This window comes from [Roseibacterium] beibuensis, from assembly GCF_039542305.1.
Classification (GTDB): Bacteria; Pseudomonadota; Alphaproteobacteria; order Rhodobacterales; family Rhodobacteraceae; genus Roseibacterium; species Roseibacterium beibuensis.
Map to the genome: position 1 here is coordinate 53,618 of NZ_BAABHW010000001.1, position 17,150 is coordinate 70,767.

At 58.8% G+C, this 17,150-nt stretch carries 17 protein-coding genes, 1 tRNA gene and 1 pseudogene; 7 read left to right on the top strand and 12 right to left on the bottom strand.

The annotated features are described in order from the left end of the window. Positions 1 to 45: 45 nt before the first annotated feature. The 3 genes from ABD923_RS19110 to ABD923_RS00265 all read left to right on the top strand — a co-directional run bounded on the left by ABD923_RS19110 (position 46) and on the right by ABD923_RS00265 (position 1,583). Positions 46 to 492 carry a PepSY domain-containing protein gene (locus ABD923_RS19110; protein WP_425584016.1) on the top strand — a complete coding sequence of 149 codons (447 nt, stop codon included), beginning with the start codon at positions 46 to 48 and terminating at the stop codon, positions 490 to 492. 92 nt (positions 493 to 584) lie between these two features. Further along, positions 585 to 995 (top strand): PepSY domain-containing protein, encoded by a 411-nt coding sequence (locus ABD923_RS00260; protein WP_259547342.1) that lies wholly within the window; start codon positions 585 to 587, stop codon positions 993 to 995. Between the two features lie 27 nt (positions 996 to 1,022). After that, a complete protein-coding gene (locus ABD923_RS00265; RefSeq protein WP_345229369.1) occupies positions 1,023 to 1,583 on the top strand; it encodes a helix-turn-helix transcriptional regulator in 561 nt (186 codons plus the stop codon). Here the strand turns inward: ABD923_RS00265 and ABD923_RS00270 are convergent. The 3 genes from ABD923_RS00270 to pth form a co-directional block, all read right to left on the bottom strand. After that, positions 1,550 to 1,945: a DUF2237 family protein gene (locus ABD923_RS00270; RefSeq protein WP_259547341.1), complete on the bottom strand. Its 396-nt coding sequence runs from the start codon at positions 1,943 to 1,945 to the stop codon at positions 1,550 to 1,552. The two genes, ABD923_RS00265 and ABD923_RS00270, sit on opposite strands and share 34 nt — an antisense overlap. 72 nt (positions 1,946 to 2,017) lie before the next feature. Next, positions 2,018 to 3,058, bottom strand: coding sequence for a DUF2332 domain-containing protein (locus tag ABD923_RS00275; protein ID WP_259547339.1), 1,041 nt, complete (start codon positions 3,056 to 3,058; stop codon positions 2,018 to 2,020). Next, positions 3,055 to 3,750: an aminoacyl-tRNA hydrolase gene (gene pth, locus ABD923_RS00280; protein WP_259547337.1), complete on the bottom strand. Its 696-nt coding sequence runs from the start codon at positions 3,748 to 3,750 to the stop codon at positions 3,055 to 3,057. The genes ABD923_RS00275 and pth overlap by 4 nt, the downstream gene beginning before the upstream one ends. Before the next feature lie 101 nt (positions 3,751 to 3,851). On the opposite strand from pth, the gene ABD923_RS00285 reads away from it, so the two are divergent. Continuing rightward, a complete protein-coding gene (locus ABD923_RS00285; protein ID WP_345229370.1) occupies positions 3,852 to 4,583 on the top strand; it encodes an FkbM family methyltransferase in 732 nt (243 codons plus the stop codon). A gap of 63 nt (positions 4,584 to 4,646) precedes the next feature. Here the strand turns inward: ABD923_RS00285 and ABD923_RS00290 are convergent, their stop codons facing one another. Then, on the bottom strand, positions 4,647 to 5,288 hold the full coding sequence (locus ABD923_RS00290) for a 50S ribosomal protein L25/general stress protein Ctc (RefSeq protein WP_259547332.1): 642 nt from the start codon (positions 5,286 to 5,288) through the stop codon (positions 4,647 to 4,649). Between the two features lie 168 nt (positions 5,289 to 5,456). Between ABD923_RS00290 and ABD923_RS00295 the strand changes: the two genes are divergently transcribed. Further along, entirely contained in the window at positions 5,457 to 6,620 is a 1,164-nt protein-coding gene (locus ABD923_RS00295; RefSeq protein WP_259547330.1) for an MFS transporter, read from the top strand. A gap of 4 nt (positions 6,621 to 6,624) precedes the next feature. On the opposite strand, the gene ABD923_RS00300 is transcribed toward ABD923_RS00295, so the two are convergent. From ABD923_RS00300 to ABD923_RS00310, 3 genes are all read right to left on the bottom strand, one after another. Beyond that, positions 6,625 to 7,788: an alpha-hydroxy acid oxidase gene (locus ABD923_RS00300; protein ID WP_259547328.1), complete on the bottom strand. Its 1,164-nt coding sequence runs from the start codon at positions 7,786 to 7,788 to the stop codon at positions 6,625 to 6,627. Positions 7,789 to 7,884: 96 nt separating this feature from the next. Further along, the gene (trpA, locus tag ABD923_RS00305; RefSeq protein ID WP_259547326.1) at positions 7,885 to 8,676 is read right to left on the bottom strand and encodes a tryptophan synthase subunit alpha; all 792 of its coding nucleotides are present in this window, start codon (positions 8,674 to 8,676) and stop codon (positions 7,885 to 7,887) included. A gap of 72 nt (positions 8,677 to 8,748) precedes the next feature. Beyond that, positions 8,749 to 9,171 (bottom strand): VOC family protein, encoded by a 423-nt coding sequence (locus ABD923_RS00310; protein WP_259547325.1) that lies wholly within the window; start codon positions 9,169 to 9,171, stop codon positions 8,749 to 8,751. 100 nt (positions 9,172 to 9,271) lie between these two features. Here ABD923_RS00310 and ychF point away from each other — a divergent pair, with 100 nt between their 5' ends. Together ychF and ABD923_RS00320 are read left to right on the top strand one after the other, a co-directional pair. Further along, positions 9,272 to 10,369: a redox-regulated ATPase YchF gene (gene ychF, locus ABD923_RS00315; RefSeq protein WP_259547324.1), complete on the top strand. Its 1,098-nt coding sequence runs from the start codon at positions 9,272 to 9,274 to the stop codon at positions 10,367 to 10,369. Positions 10,370 to 10,437: 68 nt separating this feature from the next. Beyond that, positions 10,438 to 10,527: transfer RNA gene (locus ABD923_RS00320), tRNA-Ser, on the top strand. Between the two features lie 272 nt (positions 10,528 to 10,799). Here the strand turns inward: ABD923_RS00320 and ABD923_RS00325 are convergent. The 5 genes and pseudogenes from ABD923_RS00325 to ABD923_RS00345 all read right to left on the bottom strand — a co-directional run bounded on the left by ABD923_RS00325 (position 10,800) and on the right by ABD923_RS00345 (position 17,092). After that, a complete protein-coding gene (locus tag ABD923_RS00325; RefSeq protein ID WP_259547323.1) occupies positions 10,800 to 11,138 on the bottom strand; it encodes a hypothetical protein in 339 nt (112 codons plus the stop codon). 13 nt (positions 11,139 to 11,151) lie between these two features. Further along, positions 11,152 to 11,739: pseudogene (locus ABD923_RS00330) on the bottom strand (recombinase family protein). Positions 11,740 to 12,499: 760 nt separating this feature from the next. Further along, complete coding sequence (locus ABD923_RS00335) at positions 12,500 to 13,651, bottom strand: 5'-methylthioadenosine/S-adenosylhomocysteine nucleosidase family protein (RefSeq protein WP_259547322.1); 1,152 nt, start codon at positions 13,649 to 13,651, stop codon at positions 12,500 to 12,502. After that, positions 13,648 to 14,103 (bottom strand): response regulator, encoded by a 456-nt coding sequence (locus tag ABD923_RS00340; RefSeq protein WP_259547321.1) that lies wholly within the window; start codon positions 14,101 to 14,103, stop codon positions 13,648 to 13,650. Before ABD923_RS00340 ends, ABD923_RS00335 begins: the two co-directional genes overlap by 4 nt. Further along, the gene (locus ABD923_RS00345) at positions 14,084 to 17,092 is read right to left on the bottom strand and encodes a hypothetical protein (protein WP_259547320.1); all 3,009 of its coding nucleotides are present in this window, start codon (positions 17,090 to 17,092) and stop codon (positions 14,084 to 14,086) included. The genes ABD923_RS00340 and ABD923_RS00345 overlap by 20 nt, the downstream gene beginning before the upstream one ends. Positions 17,093 to 17,150 lie beyond the last annotated feature (58 nt).

Consider the following 17,150-nt stretch of genomic DNA (forward strand, 5'->3'; position numbering starts at 1 on the left):
AACCAAACTGACAGAACGGGAGATACCCTCATGAACCGCAAGCATATGTTTACCGTGTCCGCCGCCGCGCTTGTCCTTGGTGCCGGTTCGGCCTTTGCCGTCGACCAGGAGGTGATCGATGCCATCGTCGCGGACCTCGCCGCGCAGGGCTACGAACGGATCGAGATCGACGTCGAGGATGACGGCTACGAGGTCGAGGCCTATGGCAACGGGCTGGAAGGCGAGTTCTTCTACTCCGAAGATGGTGAGATGCTGACGTCTTTCGTCGAAGAGGATGACGACGACGATGAAGACGATGACGATGAAGACGATGAAGACGACGACGATGATGACGATGAAGACGACGACGATGATGACGACGACGACGACGACGATGATGATGACGACGACGACGACGATGATGATGACGACGATGACGACGACGACGACGATGATGACGACGATGATGACGATGATGATGACGATGATGACGATGACGACGACGATGACTGACCCGTTGATGTCGGCCATATTGGCATGACGGATTTTCTCACCCCCGCCGGCGGTGCCTCTGTCGGCGGGGTTTGTCTCGAAAGGACAAGGCGATGATGACGCGACGCGCGATACTCGCAGGGCTGCTGGCCACTGCGGCCGGTGCTGCGCCCGCGCTTGCGCAGGATGCCGCGACGCAATCGGTTCAGCGTCAACTCGAGGCGCAGGGGTTCACCGTGCTGGAAATCCGTCGGACCTTGCTTGGCCGTGTGCGCGTGGTGGCGCGGCGCGGCAACCTTATGCGCGAGATCGTTTTCGACCCGCGCAACGGCGCGATCCTGCGGGACTATACATCCGGCGACGGGTCGGTCGAGCCGCAGTTTTCGTACCAGGGCGATGATGGTGACGGCGCCGGCCCCGGCGGGGATGACGACGACGACGATGATGACGACGACGATGATGATGACGACGACGATGATGACGGCGGCGACGATGACGGCGGGGACGATGATGACGATGACTGACACGGGGGACGCTCAACGCCGCCAGCGGTGCCGCCTGTGCTGAAGCACCCATGGCTCTTCGGCGCGATCCTCGTGATCCAATCCCTTTGCGGGATCTTCTTCGTGTCGGATATCCTGTTGTCTGTTCTGGGGGTCCCGATCTCACCGATCCCGTGGACCTATCGCGAGGCCATGGAAATCGCGGCTGCCCTGGGTCTGGTCCTTGGCGTGGTCCTTGGGGCCATGTTGCTGCGCGCCTCCCTGCGGCGGACCCGGGCCGCCGAAGAGGCTCTGCGCGCCGCGTCTGGGGCGTTCATGGAGGTCGTCGCGGATCGCTTCGAGGAATGGGGCCTGACCCCGGCCGAGCGCGACGTGGCCCTGTTCGCGTTGAAGGGCATGTCGATTGCCGAGATCGCACAGTTGCGCGACACCTCGCAGGGCACCGTCAAGGCCCAGACCAACGCCATCTATCGCAAGGCCGGGGTCAGCGGGCGTCCGCAGCTTCTGTCACTGTTCGTCGATGACCTGATGGGCGAGGGCATGCCCGTTGCGACCGTCACGCGGGGCGAAGAGGGTCAGACCAGCGGGTCCTCCGCGTCGAGCGCGTAGGTTTCCAGCACCTCAAAGGGCACCACGTCCAGCGTGCGTTCGTGGGTCGCGTCCATGTGCACGCGCGGCGCGCAGCCGCCGTCATGGGCCTGAAGAAAGCGGCTGGCGCACACACACCATCGATCCCCCGCCTTCAGCCCCGGGAAGTCGTATTCCGGGCGCGGGGTCGACAGGTCGTTGCCGACGTATTTCGAAAAGGCGAGGAACTCGTCCGTCATCACGGCGCAGACCGTGTGGTGCCCGGCATCTTCGGCGCAGGTGTCACAGGCGCCGCTGCGGAAGAAGCCGGTCATGGGATCGCGCGAGCAGCTTTGCAGCGGCCCGCCGCGGACATTGACCGAAGGGTCCATTTCAAATGACATGTTGCCGTCTCTGTCCTGTGCGCTTGACGATTCACATGTCACGGCCACAGGACAAGTCAAGGGGAACGCGGGCTATCCGCGCCAATCTACCCAACGACCGTGGAAATCCGCGCGTCCAAGGCAGTGCGGCTCGGGCGCGTCGGGCCAATGCCGCAGGGTCAGGGCGGCACCCTCGGGCCGGCCGTCGGCCTCAAGCGACACATGCGCCAGCGGGGCGGCGCGGGTCGCCTTGGCGCCGGCGGCCTCGAGCGCGGCGGTGGCGGCGGCCTGTGTCTCGGGTGGGAAATACTGCCAGGCCACGGTGGTGAAGACGACATGCAGGTGGCCGGGATGGGGTTCGGCCAGACGCGCGGCGAGCCACGGCGCGGCGTCCCCGGCATCGGGCGGGGCCCCGGCCAGCCAGATCGCCCCGCGCGTGAGGGCGAGGCGATGCGGCTGATCGGGCCAGAGATAGGCCGTCAGCCGCAAGGCATGCACCGGGTCATGCGGATCGAGCGGGTTGCGATCGACGCCTGCCGCCTCGGCCACGGCCAGGGTCCGCGGGGCAGGGGGCGCATCCCCGCGCCAATCGGGTTGCAACTGCACCGGGCTGTCGGCAGGGCCGCCGATGCCGCCGGGCGCGTGCAGGGCAAAACGGCCAAGCGACAGGTTCAGCCCCGCGCTCGCCCCCAATTCGGACAGGACAAGGGGCAGGCCGTAGATCTCATCGAGATGCCACAACGCCGGAAGCAGGGCGCTGGCGCGGCGCACCTCGTTGGTTTGGGGGAACTGGTCCAGCCATTCCATCAAACGCGCCTCGTGGCGGGTGAATGCCCCGTCCACCGCGGCCCAAAGCGCTTCGTCCGATACGGTGTTGGGCGGGTAGGCGGCGGTCAACTTGGCATCCAGCCCGTCGAGGATCAGGCCATGCAACGCCCCGGCCAAGCGCAGGGGGATCGACTGGCCGGCTGAACTGACATCGCCCTGCCACGCCAGAACCCGTGCACCCACGGTGCTGTCCGAGGTCAGCCGGTCGGCCATCAGCGACATGAGCCGCCCCATGAAGGGCGAGCCAAGCATCGCGCAGCTTTTCCCCTGGTCGCGAAACGCCGCGCGTATGGTCTCGGCGCTCATTTGAACCGGTCCACGAGTTTTTGCAGCGGGCTACGTGTGTCTTCGGTTGTATTCTGTTCTGCGCGGTTGATCTTCGCTTTATCGATCGGAATCTTCGTTTCACTGGCTTTTTCCGAAGATCGGGGCGGCGCGGTGCGCAAGGCGACGGCGTTCTGGAACCGGCCCGTGTCGTCGCTGGCAAGGGCAGGGGCCCCGTCCGACACGCCGCGCAGCACATCGTCCAGCCAATCCTGGTCGGCCTTGGCGAAATCCGACAGGACGTAGCCCGCCACGCGATCCTTGTGGCCGGGATGCCCGATGCCAAGCCGGATACGCTGGTAGGCCTCGCCGATATGCTGGTGGATCGACCGCAGCCCGTTATGGCCCGCATGCCCGCCGCCCTGTTTCACCCGGACCTTGCCGGGGGCGAGGTCCAATTCGTCATGGAAGACGGTCACGTCGGCGGGGCTCAGCTTGTAGAAGCGCATGGCCTCGCCCACCGACTGGCCGGAAAGGTTCATGAAGGTTTCGGGTTTCAGCAGCAGGACCTTTTCGCCCTTGAGGCTACCCTCGGTCAGGCTGCCCTGGAACTTGGACCGCCACGGCGCAAACCCGTGATCCTCGGCGATGCGTTCGACAGCCATCCAGCCGATATTGTGTCGGTTGCCCGCGTATTTCGGCCCCGGATTGCCCAGCCCGACCCAGAGTTTCATGGCGCATCCTCCTGTCTTCCCGCGGTGATGCCAGCCCGTCGCGCCTTTGCCAAGCCGGAGGTGCCGCGTTTTTGCCATGGTCACGGGGTAGGGCGCGGGCCATGATGCACGGCATGGCCCCGAAATCCTCTTCAAATGACCCACGCACAGCCACCGCCTTTCGGATCAACGGCGTCGACCTGCATGTCCCGGAGGGGTTGGCCACGCCCGAAATCATCGAGAAACTGAGCACCGGCACCTATGAGGCGGACGAGGCGCGCGCCGCTGACCGCTGTGTGAAGCCGGGGTTTCGCGTGCTCGAACTGGGCGCGGGGCTGGGGTATGTCACGACGCTGGCCGCACAGAGGACCGCGCCGGAAAACGTGCTGTCGGTCGAGGCGAACCCGGCGCTTCTGCCGGTGATCGAAGCCAACCTCGCGCGCAACGGCTGCAACGGCGTCACCCTGCTGCATGGGGCCGTGTCCGGCGCGGCCGAGGAGGGCGAAACCGCCAGCTTCCATATCTCGAACGGGTTCACCGGGTCACGGCTGGGTGCGCAGGGGGGGCGGCAGGTCGAGGTGCCGCTGATCGGGTTTCACGAGTTGATCCGCGCGCATCGTCCCCATGTCGTCCTGATGGATGTCGAAGGGGCCGAGGCAGGGTTCTTCGACCGTCACTGGAAGTGCCCGCTGCGGTTTTGCGCGATGGAACTGCACCCCAGGCAATACGGGCCCAGTGTCATCAAGAAGATCGTCGATACCATGTCGGCGATGGGCATGACCTATGATCCGGTCGTGTCCAGCCGCAAGATCCTCGGGTTTCGCAAGGTCTGGGGATCGGACGAGGCGGAATGAAAAACGCCGCCCCGGGGGACGGCGTTTTCAAGTCATTGCAAGACGGCGCGCAGCGCGTCCGGATCACGCCTCTTCGGCGGCTTCCGCGGCGTCGCCCGCTGCCTCGTCGTCCGCTTCGTTCTCGGCGCTGACAAGGCCGGACGGGGCGGTGATGTTGGCGATCACGAAGTCACGGTCGATCGTCGGCTTCGCGCCCTCGGGCAGGGTCACGTCCGAGATGTGGATGACATCGCCGATCTGACGGCCCGAGACGTCGATCGTGATGTGATCGGGAATATCGCCCGCGGTCACGATCAGTTCGACTTCGGGGCGGACCATCGTCAGAACGCCACCCTTCTTCAGGCCGGGGGCCTGTTCCTCGCCGGTCACTTCGACGGGGATGAAGAGGTTGACCTTCGAGGTGCGGCGCAGGCGCATAAAGTCCACATGCGTCGGCAGGTCCTTGACCACGTCGCGCTGGACATTGCGGCAGATCACGCGCACGTCGTCCTGGCCTTCGACCTTCAGGTTGAAGAGGGTCGAGAGGAAGCGGCCATCCTTGAGGCGCTTCAGCAACGCGTTGAAGGGGATCTGAATGGGAAGCGGGTCAACACCGCCGCCGTACACGATACCGGGCACCTTGCCTTCACGGCGAGCTTGACGAGCGGCCCCCTTGCCTGTCCCCGTCCGTGCCTCGGCGATAAGATCAGGAATCTCACCAGCCATAGCTATATCTCCATAGGTTAGAGGGGCCGCCTCCAAGGGTGTCGGCCCCGATGAAGGCGCTCAATTAGCCGCGAATCCCCCATTTGACCAGAGGAAAAAGAGCCGTCGGGGGTATCACGGCGGTTGGTGGGGCTTGCCCACCCGGCGCGGGCGGGATAGCGGCGGGATATGCAACGCCTTTCCGACCTCCTGACCGCGGCGATCCTGTCGCGCGCGCCCATCGCCGCCCTGGCCGCCATCGGCGTCTTCTGGGGCGGCACGGCGGCTTACATCCCGGATCTCAAGGCGCGGATCGGGGCAGGGGACGCGCTGTTCGGGATGATCCTGCTGGCGTCTTCCGGCGGGGCCTTGATCGCCATGGCGATCTCACCGCGGGTCGAGGCGCGGCTGCCGCGTGCGGCCCTGACGCTGTCGGTCGTGGCCATGGCGGCGGCGGCGGCGCCTTTGGGATGGGCGGCGAGCGTGGCGCTTTTCAGCATTGTGATGGTCGCGGTGGGGATGACCACCGGCATGGCCGATATCCTTGCCAATGCGCGGGTGGCGCGGTTGGAGGCGCGGCACAATACGGCGCTGATGAACCTCAACCACGCCTGCTATTCCTTTGCCTACGCGGCCAGTGCCGCCCTGACCGGGATCGCGCGCGAGGCGGCGCTTTCGCCCGCCCTGTGGTTCGTGCTGATCGCGGCGGTGACGCTGGCGCTTGCGTCGTTCACCTGGCCCCGCATGTCCTCGCAGGCCGAGGGGGACGCGCCGCAAGCCAGCCGGGGGCATGTGGGACGATATGCCTGGATCGCGGGGTGCGTCGTGCTGATCGCTTTTTTCGTCGAGAACGCGACCGAAGGGTGGTCCGCGCTGCATGTCGAACGCACGCTGGGCGGCGGTGCGGCCGAGGGCGCGCTTGGCCCGGCCATGCTGGGCCTGACCATGGGCATCGGCCGCCTGCTGGGCCAGATGGTCACGTTTCGCGGGTCCGAGATGACCGTTCTGCGCTTCGCGGCGCTGATCGCGGCGGCGGGGCTGATCATCGCGGCCTCGGCCCCTGTGCCGATCCTCGCCTATCTCGGCTTCGGGTTGCTGGGGCTGGGCGTGTCGGTGGTGGCGCCGCTGGCGCTGGCGTTGACCGGCGTCCATGCGGAGCCCGAACGGCGCACGCTGGCCGTGTCGCGCGCCGCGATGATCGGCTATTTCGGCTTTTTCATCGGGCCGCCCCTGATGGGCTTTTTGTCCGAGGCCGTCGGCCTTCGCATCGCCTTTGCGACGGGGGCGGCGATGCTGCTGGTCGTGCCGTTGCTGCTGTTGCCGCGGATGCGCGCCGCCGAACGGGTGGTCTGAGACCTCAGCGCCAGCGCGTTTCGAAATCCTCGGGCAACAGCAGGTTGTGACGCCCCAGGTTCTTCACGTCCCGTTCGCCGCAGAGTGCCATGGTCGTGTCGAGTTCCTTGTGCAGCACTTCGAGCGATTTCTTCACGCCCTCCTGTCCCATGGCCCCGAGGCCATAGACAAAGGCGCGGCCCACCATCGTGCCCGTGGCCCCAAGCGCGAGCGCCTTGAGGATGTCCTGGCCCGAGCGGATGCCGCTGTCGAGATGCACCTCGATCTTGTCGCCCACCGCATCCATGATGCGCGGCAGCATGCGGATCGAGCTGAGCGCGCCGTCCAGTTGCCGCCCGCCGTGGTTCGACACGACGATGGCATCGGCACCCACGTTGATTGCCTGTTTCGCGTCCTCCTCGTCGAGGATGCCCTTGAGGATCACGGGGCCGTCCCACCAATCGCGGAACTGTTTGATCCGCGCCCAGTCAAGCGAGGGGTCGAAGGCCTCGGCCGTCCATGAGCCGAGCGACGTGGGATCTTTCACGCCCTTTGCGTGGCCGACGATATTGCCGAAGAACCGCCGCTTGGTTTGTAGCATCTCCAGCCCCCAAGGCACCTTGGTGGCGAGGTTGGCGAGGGAGGCGGGAGTCAGTTTCGGCGGAGCGGAGAGGCCGTTTTTCAGGTCCTTGTGACGCTGGCCCATGATCTGCAAGTCCACGGTAATGACCAGCGCCGAGCACTTCGCCTCTTTCGCGCGGTCGAACAGACGCTTCATGAAGTCGTCGTCCTTGAGCGTGTAGACCTGGAACCAGAACGGTTTCGAGGTGTGGCTGGCCACATCCTCTATCGAGCAGATCGACATGGTCGAGAGCGTGAACGGCACGCCGAATTTCTCGGCGGCGCGGGCGGCCTTGATTTCTCCATCGGCCGATTGCATGCCCAACAGGCCCACCGGGGCCAGGGCGACCGGCATCGCCACGTCCTGCCCCACCAGTTGCGAGGCGGTCGTGCGGCCCGCCATGTCCACGGCGATGCGCTGACGCAGGCGGATTTCGTCGAAATCGGATGAGTTTTCGCGGAAGGTCTGTTCCGTCCAGCTGCCCGATTCCGCGTAGTCGTAGAACATCTTGGGCACGCGGCGGCGGTAGATGCGGCGCAGGTCTTCGATTTCGGTGATGACGGGCATGGCAGCCTCCCCCTGTCCGCAGAAATTGGTATGTTTTTCTTACCGCCTGTCTCTCACCCTGTCCATTGTGGCGTTCCGCCACCGCGATCCGCGCGCTCAGGCACGATGGGCGCCGTCGGCCAATCCCTTGACGAAGGCCAGCACGTCCACGGGTGTACGGCCCGCCGCGATTTCGCCCACGATGGCCGAGCCGACGACGCAGCCATCGGCGACGCCTGCAATGGCCTCGGCGGCGTGCGGGGTCTTGATGCCGAAGCCCACGATGACGGGAAGGTCGGTTTGCGCCTTGATCCGGGCCACCTCGGGGGCGACGTCACCGGTCTGCGCCTCGGCCGCGCCGGTGATGCCGGTGATCGACACGTAGTAGACGAACCCGCTGGTGTTCTGGAGCACCTTCGGCAGACGCTTGTCATCGGTCGTGGGCGTGGCCAGTCGGATGAAGTTGAGCCCCGCCTTCTGCGCCGGGATGCACAATTCCTCGTCTTCCTCGGGTGGCAGGTCCACCACGATCAACCCGTCGATCCCGGCCTCTTTCGCATCGGAAAGGAACCGGTCCACGCCACGCGAATAGATCGGGTTGTAATAGCCCATCATCACGATCGGGGTGGTGTCGTCCTCCTTGCGCAGCTCGCGCGCGATCTGGAGGGTCTTTTCCAGCGTCTGCCCGCCTTCCAGCGCACGCTGGCCGGCCAGCTGGATCGTCGGGCCATCGGCCATCGGGTCGGTAAAGGGCATGCCCAACTCGATGATGTCGACGCCCGCGCCGGGCAGGCCGCGCACCACCTCGAGCGAGGTCTCGTAATCGGGGTCGCCCGCCATGACATAGGCGACGAAGGCCTTTTTCCCCTCGGCCCGCAGGCGTGCGAAGGTGTCGTCGATGCGTGTCATGGGCTCCCCCGTCAAAATCTCCGCCGCAGGGTTTGGGCCAAAGGGGCGGGGAAATCAATGGGGCGCGAGGGATCAGGCCGCGACGCCGTCTTCGACGGACACCATCCAACGGATGCCGAACCGGTCGCGCACCGTTCCGAAGGCGGGCGTCCAGAAGGTTTCGCTCATCGGCATGCCGACCTCGCCGCCCTCGGCCAGCCCGGCGAAGACCCGGTGCGCTTCGGCCACGCTGTCCAGCGCCAGATGCAGGGACGCGCCGGCCATTCCGGCCTCGTCGCCGGGGGCGCTGTCCGAGGCCAGGATTTCAATGCCGCCGTGGCGCAGCGTGGCGTTCATCACCGCATCGTCCGCCATGCCTGCCATCTGTGCACGGTCGGCTTCGGGCATGTCGGCGAAACGCAGGATCTCCGGCGCGGGCGCCCCGAGCAACTTGGCATAGAAGGTCAGGGCCGCTTCACAGGTGCCGTCGAAGAAGAGATAGGGTGTGATGTGCATGCTGAGCCTCCGGTTGAGGGCGCCACCCTAGCACATTCGGTTGCCCCTTGCGCGTGCGCACCGTAGAAGGCGGCGAATTTCCAAGGCACGAGGGCGAAACATGGGGTTCAAGGTCGGGATCGTGGGGCTGCCGAATGTGGGCAAGTCCACCCTCTTCAACGCGCTGACCAAAACGGCCGCCGCGCAGGCCGCCAATTTTCCCTTCTGCACGATCGAGCCGAACGTGGGCGAGGTCGCCGTGCCCGATGCGCGGCTGGACACGCTGGCCGGCATCGCCGGCTCCAAGCAGATCATCCCGGCGCGCATGACCTTCGTGGATATCGCTGGCCTGGTGAAGGGCGCGTCAAAGGGCGAAGGCCTCGGCAATCAGTTCCTCGCCAATATCCGCGAGGTCGATGCCATCGCCCATGTGCTGCGCTGTTTCGAGGATGATGACGTCACCCATGTCGAAGGCCGCGTCGACCCGGTCGAGGATGCCGACACGATCGAAACGGAACTGATGCTGGCCGATCTGGAGTCGATCGAGAAGCGCTTGCAGAATATCGTGCGCAAGGTGCGTGGCGGCGACAAGGAAGCCGTCCAGCAGGAGCGTCTGATGAAAGAGGCCAAGGCCATGCTGGAAGAGGGCAAGCCCGCCCGCATGGTCGAGGTGTCCGAGGATGACGCCAAGGCGTGGAAGGGGCTGCAGCTTTTGACCAGCAAGCCCGTGCTCTACGTCTGCAATGTCGACGAGGGCGAGGCCGCGACCGGGAATGCGCTGTCGGACAAGGTGGCGCAGATGGCCGCCGAACAGGGGGCCGGGCAGGTCGTGATCTCGGCCAAGATCGAGGAAGAGATCAGCCAGCTCGATGCCGACGAGGCGCAGATGTTCCTTGAGGAACTGGGCCTGCACGAGGCGGGCCTCGACCGGCTGATCCGCGCGGGCTACGACCTTTTGGGGCTCGAGACCTATTTCACCGTCGGCCCGAAAGAGGCCCGCGCCTGGACCATCCGCCGCGGCACCCGCGCCCCGCAGGCCGCTGGCGTCATCCACGGCGATTTCGAGCGCGGCTTCATCCGGGCCGAAACCATCGCCTACGACGATTTCGTCAGCCTGGGCGGCGAACAGGCCGCCAAGGATGCCGGCAAGATGCGGGTCGAAGGCAAGGGCTACGAGGTCAAGGACGGCGACGTCCTGCATTTCCTGTTCAACGCGTAAGGAATAGGGCGCCCAAGGTGGCCCTTTCCCCCTTGCCCCTCCCGGCCATGCCCACTAAACGGGTCGGCGGAGACGTGGCCGAGTGGTCGAAGGCGCTCCCCTGCTAAGGGAGTAGGCGGGAAACCGTCTCGAGGGTTCGAATCCCTTCGTCTCCGCCAGTCAACCTTTTGGCGAAAAAATCAATAATTATCATATGGTTGCCAGATGGCGTGGAATTTTACCACACCTGTTTACCACACCTCTTTTCCACGCAGTTCGATCAAGCCAACTGTGGTTGCTTCATCATCAAGGAATCTACATTCGAAGGTTCTTTTGGGGTCTGCTTGATCCAACAAGATGTTGTGTGGTGACCTTCGATTCCGCCCATATGTGTTGCAATGTGAGGAAAAAATGCCGGGACAAGCAAGGCTCATCCCGGCGTTCAGTGTCGTCATTCTGTTAGGGCTTCATGCGTCCTTGATGACGTGAGTGGTGGTGCTTGGCGTTTCTCAGCTGACCCACCTGACCGCTCCTGTGGTCGTTGGGTGCTTGAGGTGTTGCTGGCGATCTGCCTCAACAACGCGTTGTTTTCGAGTTGCAGGGCGAGGCTCCCAGCCAACACGATCACGACGAGCGTTCCTCCGAGCATGAAGCTGAGGCCGAACCAACGTTCTTCAGGTGTTGCTCCTACGATCAAGCCAACAAGGCCCGAGAACAGGATACCCACTAGCGCAATGGCGCAGCTGGCGAGGAACGAAGCCTTGTAGACTGCGATGATGGTCCGAAGCATTCGATTTCCCCCTTCACCCTGCGATAGCGTTGCCGCTTGCCTCATGTTGGCAGGAGCGATGGGCTGCTATGCGATAGACTGAGCGTTCTGAGATGCCGAGGCGCTGGGCAACGGCTCTCTTGGTGATGCCCTCGGCCAAGAGTGCTTGCGCTTCCTGAGCCTTCATCCGAGCCGTTGGTTTCCTGCCCTTGTAGCGTCCCTCAGCCTTCGCCTTGGCGATGCCTTCACGTTGCCGTTCGAGCATCATTTCCCTTTCGAACTGAGCCACAGAGCCAAGCACATTGAGCATCAGCTTCCCTGTTGCAGTGGATGTATCCAGCCCCAAGTCGAGGACCCTGAGGCCAACCTTCTTCGCCTCCAGCTATTCTAGGATTTCTCCTAGGTGCCGCACGGAGCGGGCCAGACGATCCAGCTTGGTGACGACGATGGTGTCTCCCTCTCTGGAGAACTCCATAGAGGCCTTGAGAGCCTCTCTGACGGCCACGGAGCTTGTCTGCTCTGTGTAGACCTTCTCGCAGCCGATGGCTTTCAGTGACTCAATCTGAGCCTCTAGGCCCGCCTTCTGCTCCAGTGTGGAGGTGCGAGCGTATCCGATGAGCATGGTGATGCCCTCCTTGTCTGCCAATGATGTCTAAGAGTTGCGGATGGGCATCTGCCAAAATGCAGATACCCATCCACTAGGCAGCAATCCCGCCACAACTGACGGGCTGACACGGGACCTTGGTCTAGTGACATATATCAGTGCTGAGCCGTGTTAGGTTATGGCCAAAGCACCGAGGACATGCGACTTGCACGGCTTGAGCGAAACCCGAAAGATTTCCGGTGCGGCCATGGCACGGCAACGTTTGTGCGTTTTGGGAAGGGGGTAGGGGGCCAACAAAGTCGACTTCAAAAAATGGGGGGTTAAAAACACTTGTTATTGTTGTGTCCCTCCAGAGTCCCTCTCGAACTCGTGAAGAATTGCTGGAGATCACTGAGTGGCTTTAGGTCAGTCTGGGTATTCGGCTGGCTACGTTGAGCGCCAAGGTCGTCGGAGGGACGGTCGCAGGTTTATGGTTCCATCAACTCGAAGGCCTAACGTAGTCAGAGAACGGTCTTTGCAGGGTTGCTATCGCAACAGGCCGCAAGAGAAGACGCAACGGTCATTTGGGGGCGCTCGAGAGGCACGCAGCTTCAGACAACTGTGAGCGCAAGAGATTCTACACGTGAAAATATATTGGAACAGTTGGCAAAAGCTGGTTCGTCAGAAGACTATTGTTCGCTGTCGCATGCGTGAAAGATTGCACAGGCTATCTAATGAAAAAAGCGCATTACACTTATTCCATATCATGACAACAAAAAGAGCTAAGTTATTTATAGAATCAAGCACCTGGTTCGGAAAAAAAATTTTCAATAATTTTCGTCACAAATTTCGCCGAAATGTGAGATCCATACTTATGCAAAGTATCATTTTTTTCGCCATCAGCTAAGTCAACAACTACCTTGGCAGAGAAGACGGCTATGTTATCCCCAGCAAGATATGCCGCGCGGTAAATGGCATAGGTTTCCATGTCCAAACCAGCAACTTTTCGATGAAACTGGGAAACGCTATTGATATAGGACTCACTTGCAATTACTGCCGAGCCGCTCGTAAACGGAGCAATGCATGGCTTCGAAAACTTCTGCGGCCTATCTCCACACCATCCAGCTTCGAGATCCGCTAACATATTGTTCGATTCTATGCTGCCCCAAATCAACGCTCTCAATTTCTCAGGCAAGGGAACTTGATAAGGCTCCGCTTTGAATCCGTCATCGGACCATTTTCCACTTTGATACTCATAGACCGGATTGGCAATAAGAAGCTGGCCCAGCGCTGCATTATTAGAAAACCCTCCGCAGATTCCAGACATTGCTACAATCTTTGGCGAGTAAAGTTGGATGCATTTTCCGGCTGTAATTGCAGCATCAACTAGGCCCATTCTGGGAAGCTCAATAATCGCGCCACGTCTTCCTTTAATAACTATATCAAAACGGGTCACTCCTCCTCTCGTTGATGGAACAACCTCTCCATCTCCCAACGTGGAGAATGGTGCACGCTCCTCGCTAAGTGCCGTGAAAATGAGAAAGTCAAATCGCTCTCTAGCAGCGCATTGAAGCAATAATACTCTCAATGCCCCTTTCCAAGTGTCAGGCTCGTGGTAATTAGCTAGAATACAGCCTTGGCTCTCAAACTTACCCCTAATATTCTCAAATTCTTCAGGATACGAGCTAATAGCAAGCGACTTAATTTGACCACTAGAGTGGCTGGCAAGACGCTGCAAAATCCCTAAACCATTAACATCTGGAGTGCCGCCCGAGAAAGCAGGAATCCTGATATCAATAATACAAATGTCAATTTCGCTGCTGAGCATCTGCCCAAAATCGACAAGATTGTCTGCAATCAGAAGCTCGCTTTTGGATACTCCTTCTTCATCAAGAAACTCGACGAGCTGCGCAAGCTTTTCTGCATCATCTTCGGTAATAAGGATCTTCAATGTACCCGCCTCAGAAGTGTTTCAATCTTGGATCGATTCGTTGGTGATCTATACTTGTAGAGCACCGCCCCGATTATTTTCTGCCTGTACTTTTTCTCGAGTGCAAGCTGAGCTTTCGCAATCTTAACCCTTCGACCACTCAAGAGTATATCTGGGTATTGAGTAACGATTATTATACGCTGCGATTTATTATGGGCGCGCAAGGAGCGCAAGATCTCAACGCCACCGAGGGCTTGATCAAGACCGCCATCGCTCGAAGCTTCTCCAATAGAAAACGTAGGAAGAGCCATATCAAGAACGATGAGTCCGTAATCATTAAGTGCTACCCGGTCGATGGCCGATTTTACGCTATCGGCAATCTCAAGTTCAAGGCGACTGCCAAAGTAGCGCATCAGATGGCCAGAGAGCTCATCTCTCTTGTGTGGCTCATCCTCAATCAGAAGAACTTTCACCACAACTGGCCTCCTCAGACGAGATCTCAACCTTTAACGAAAAACTAATTTCCACCTCATCGCCAACAGATGCGAAGTCTACACTGCTTTCACCCAAGTTGAGTTTAGTCAAATACTTCAACTTTTTCAAACCAGAGTAACCCTCGGTTACCATATCCCTGCCGGTCTCGGCGGCGTCTAACGCTGCTTGAATTCGTTCGATTGAACTTTCAACTTCTTCGGTGTCAATTTTTGAGATAACAGAAATTTTTAGATGGTGTAGGTTCGTTCCTTCTATTGGATTGGATATTGCGGCTATTTTGATGTCCTCATGAAAGGTTCCATGACGGACCGCATTTTGCAGGACAACCGCTAGGCAATCATAAATTCGATGAACACTAATTCCATAATATTTGGTTTCCAGCCGATTTCCGGTTACGATTGATGGAGATTCTGCCCGCCCAATCTCCATATCGATAATTCGACAAATATCGTGTAGAGAAGCAGCCACAAAGCCGGTATCCGGTCGCCGAAACCAGCTAGCCACTCGCGAGAATACTGTGTCGATGGCTTCGTTTAGTTCTAGTAGAACGCGCTGCTGTTCCGGTGCTGTGAACTTTCCAGCTAAAGCCTCTAATGACTGTTTTACATCCCCAGACATCTTTATCCTGATTTCTCGCGAAGCGTTGTCCAACTGTGGAGAGATCTGCTCCCAGCAAAATGCGATAACGAGGTCTGGCAGCATCTCCGGTCCGGATATTTTTAAGATCTGCGTCAGGTTTTCGATGCTTCTTTTTGTAGCCGATTCGCGGAAGTCCAATTCCGGGTCAAACAATGCTGATGGTTTTCCGTCACGCTTGAACTGGAGGAATTCCTTTCTCATTCGGTCGATATAAATGCGATATGAGGATTTCCAATCGGAAATTGCCTCCCCAAATCTCGTTTGGGTAAGTAAAGGGTGAAACAAGGGCTTCGCAATCACCGCATCTACCGGATCAAGCATAACTCCGTGCAGTGTATTATGCCGAATCCGCCTTCCAAGGTATGATTCGATGCCGAACTCAGCGTTGGTGCAAAATTCTCGGAATGCCTCCTGAACAATTTGTTTTACAATGTGGTCGATTGTATTTGAAACTTCCACAACGGGGATTCTGTGAGTCTCGCCTGTTCGAGTGTCTTTGTAATCAGCAATGGCAGTGAGCCGTGTCACCAGCTGTGGAAGAAGTTCTTTATAATGTTGGGTGTATGCAGAAGGGTTTGCAGCGAGCCAATCACTCATTGCAACAGAGTCTACGAACATTCGGCTTCCGTCAAAATATTTGCGCAACCCTGAGACTTTCGCTCTAGTTTCAATTGCCTCCGCTTCAATTATGTAATCGATTCTATTTAATGCCAAGCCGACAGACGTTAAAATTTGCTTCCTTACTTCACCTGCTTGCTGAGCAGAGTTTATGAGACGATACATTTTTTGCAGTGTTGACTCATCAAGCGATGATGACAGGTAGCTGGCAATCTGTGGATTCTCTAATGTGAGATCTTCAATGAAATCGGGGATTTTCCCGTCAAATTCGTCAATTATATAGTCTTCGAGTTTGAGGCGATATTCGAAATCTACATCTGGATCTGAAGAACGGCCTCTGAACAGAGCCAGCGCCAGAACAGAGACCAACGCCCTAGTTTCTTCAGAGGCGTTCATATGCATTGTCTGAAGCTCGGCCTCGGTCAAAAGTGAGTCGAGGCCGACGGTGTTATTGAAAAGATACTTTACCTCGTATTCATTAAGAAGTGCAAGTTGACCTTTGTCTTGGATATAGCGGAGAAAGAGGTATGTTCGGTAGAAGGTGTCTATCTGGATAGTTTCGTGATTGTGCAAAGCCAAGTCAAAAGTTGAATTGGGTTGCATTAGATTGTTCAGGTTGCAATAAGGATTCGTTGGCCAATCCGTGCCGTTTGGAAGTAAAGCAATCACAAACCGATAGCCTATTACTCGATCTATATCGTTTCGGAATCGCGCCAGCGCTGGAAACTCCAAAAATGCAGAACTTTTCTTGTAGTATTCCAGAGAGCGATCTTGCTCGTCAATTGATCGGAGCTTGTTCTTCAGGTCAGGGATTGTCGATGCTCCCAATCGAGTTCTGGCCAGCTCAAGCTGCCTTAAAATGTCGTCATTGAGAATTCTTTTTGCAATCCTTTCCAGACTTGGAAAGCGATCTTGTAGACCCCATAGGATCCAAAGTACATGTACGCCATCAAATAAGCTCGATTCTACTGCTCTATGTATGAACGCAGCTCCGTCAGCGTTGGAAAAGGGTGTTGAGACAAGGTTGCTTAAGCTAAGGCTTCTCCGAAAGTTCCCGGCATACATTTGGCGGAGTGTGTTGGTGTGTCTTCGAGCTATCGAGAAAATGGAGAGGCTTTCCTTCATATGCTCCATTGCGCTAAATTGTAATTGCGGGCTTTCTCGGTGCTCGACAATTGAGTCAATTTTATTCAGAACTGAAAGCGTTTTGTCATCTCCTGTCGACACATGTTTTAGGTAAGCTATCTTGAAGGCAAGATAGTTTGAAGCGCCCCATTCGTTTGCGCACGCTAGTAGCGCGCCAGCGGCATCAAGATGATCGGCGTTCCAAATTCCTGAGATTATTTCAATGGTTCCTATGGCTTTGGCTGTTTCTTCCGGCCAAGAGTTTAGAAAACCACATAGGTAGGCCAGTTCCAGTTCGAAATCACGATCTTGCGTTTCGTAACCTAACCAGACATCTTTCTGCGACAAACCTGTTACAGTGCGCCCTTTAAGGCCATAAGGACCTTCGAGTAGGCTCGCTGCGACGGCCATATCAGCAACACAGGTGTTACACCTTATGATGTCTTCGGAGCGAGTAGTTATCCCTTTTTGGCGAATATGTGAAATAGCACCACGAATTTCGTTGCGGCGTGGCTTAGTGAATTTACGAAGGAGAGCTAATGAGTGGGACGCAATGAAATTTTCGCTACGTTTCGAGTTGGACATTTACAGATTTCAAACTTTCGCTTCGATGTGGATTGGCCTTGAGGTAGGCATGAAATGT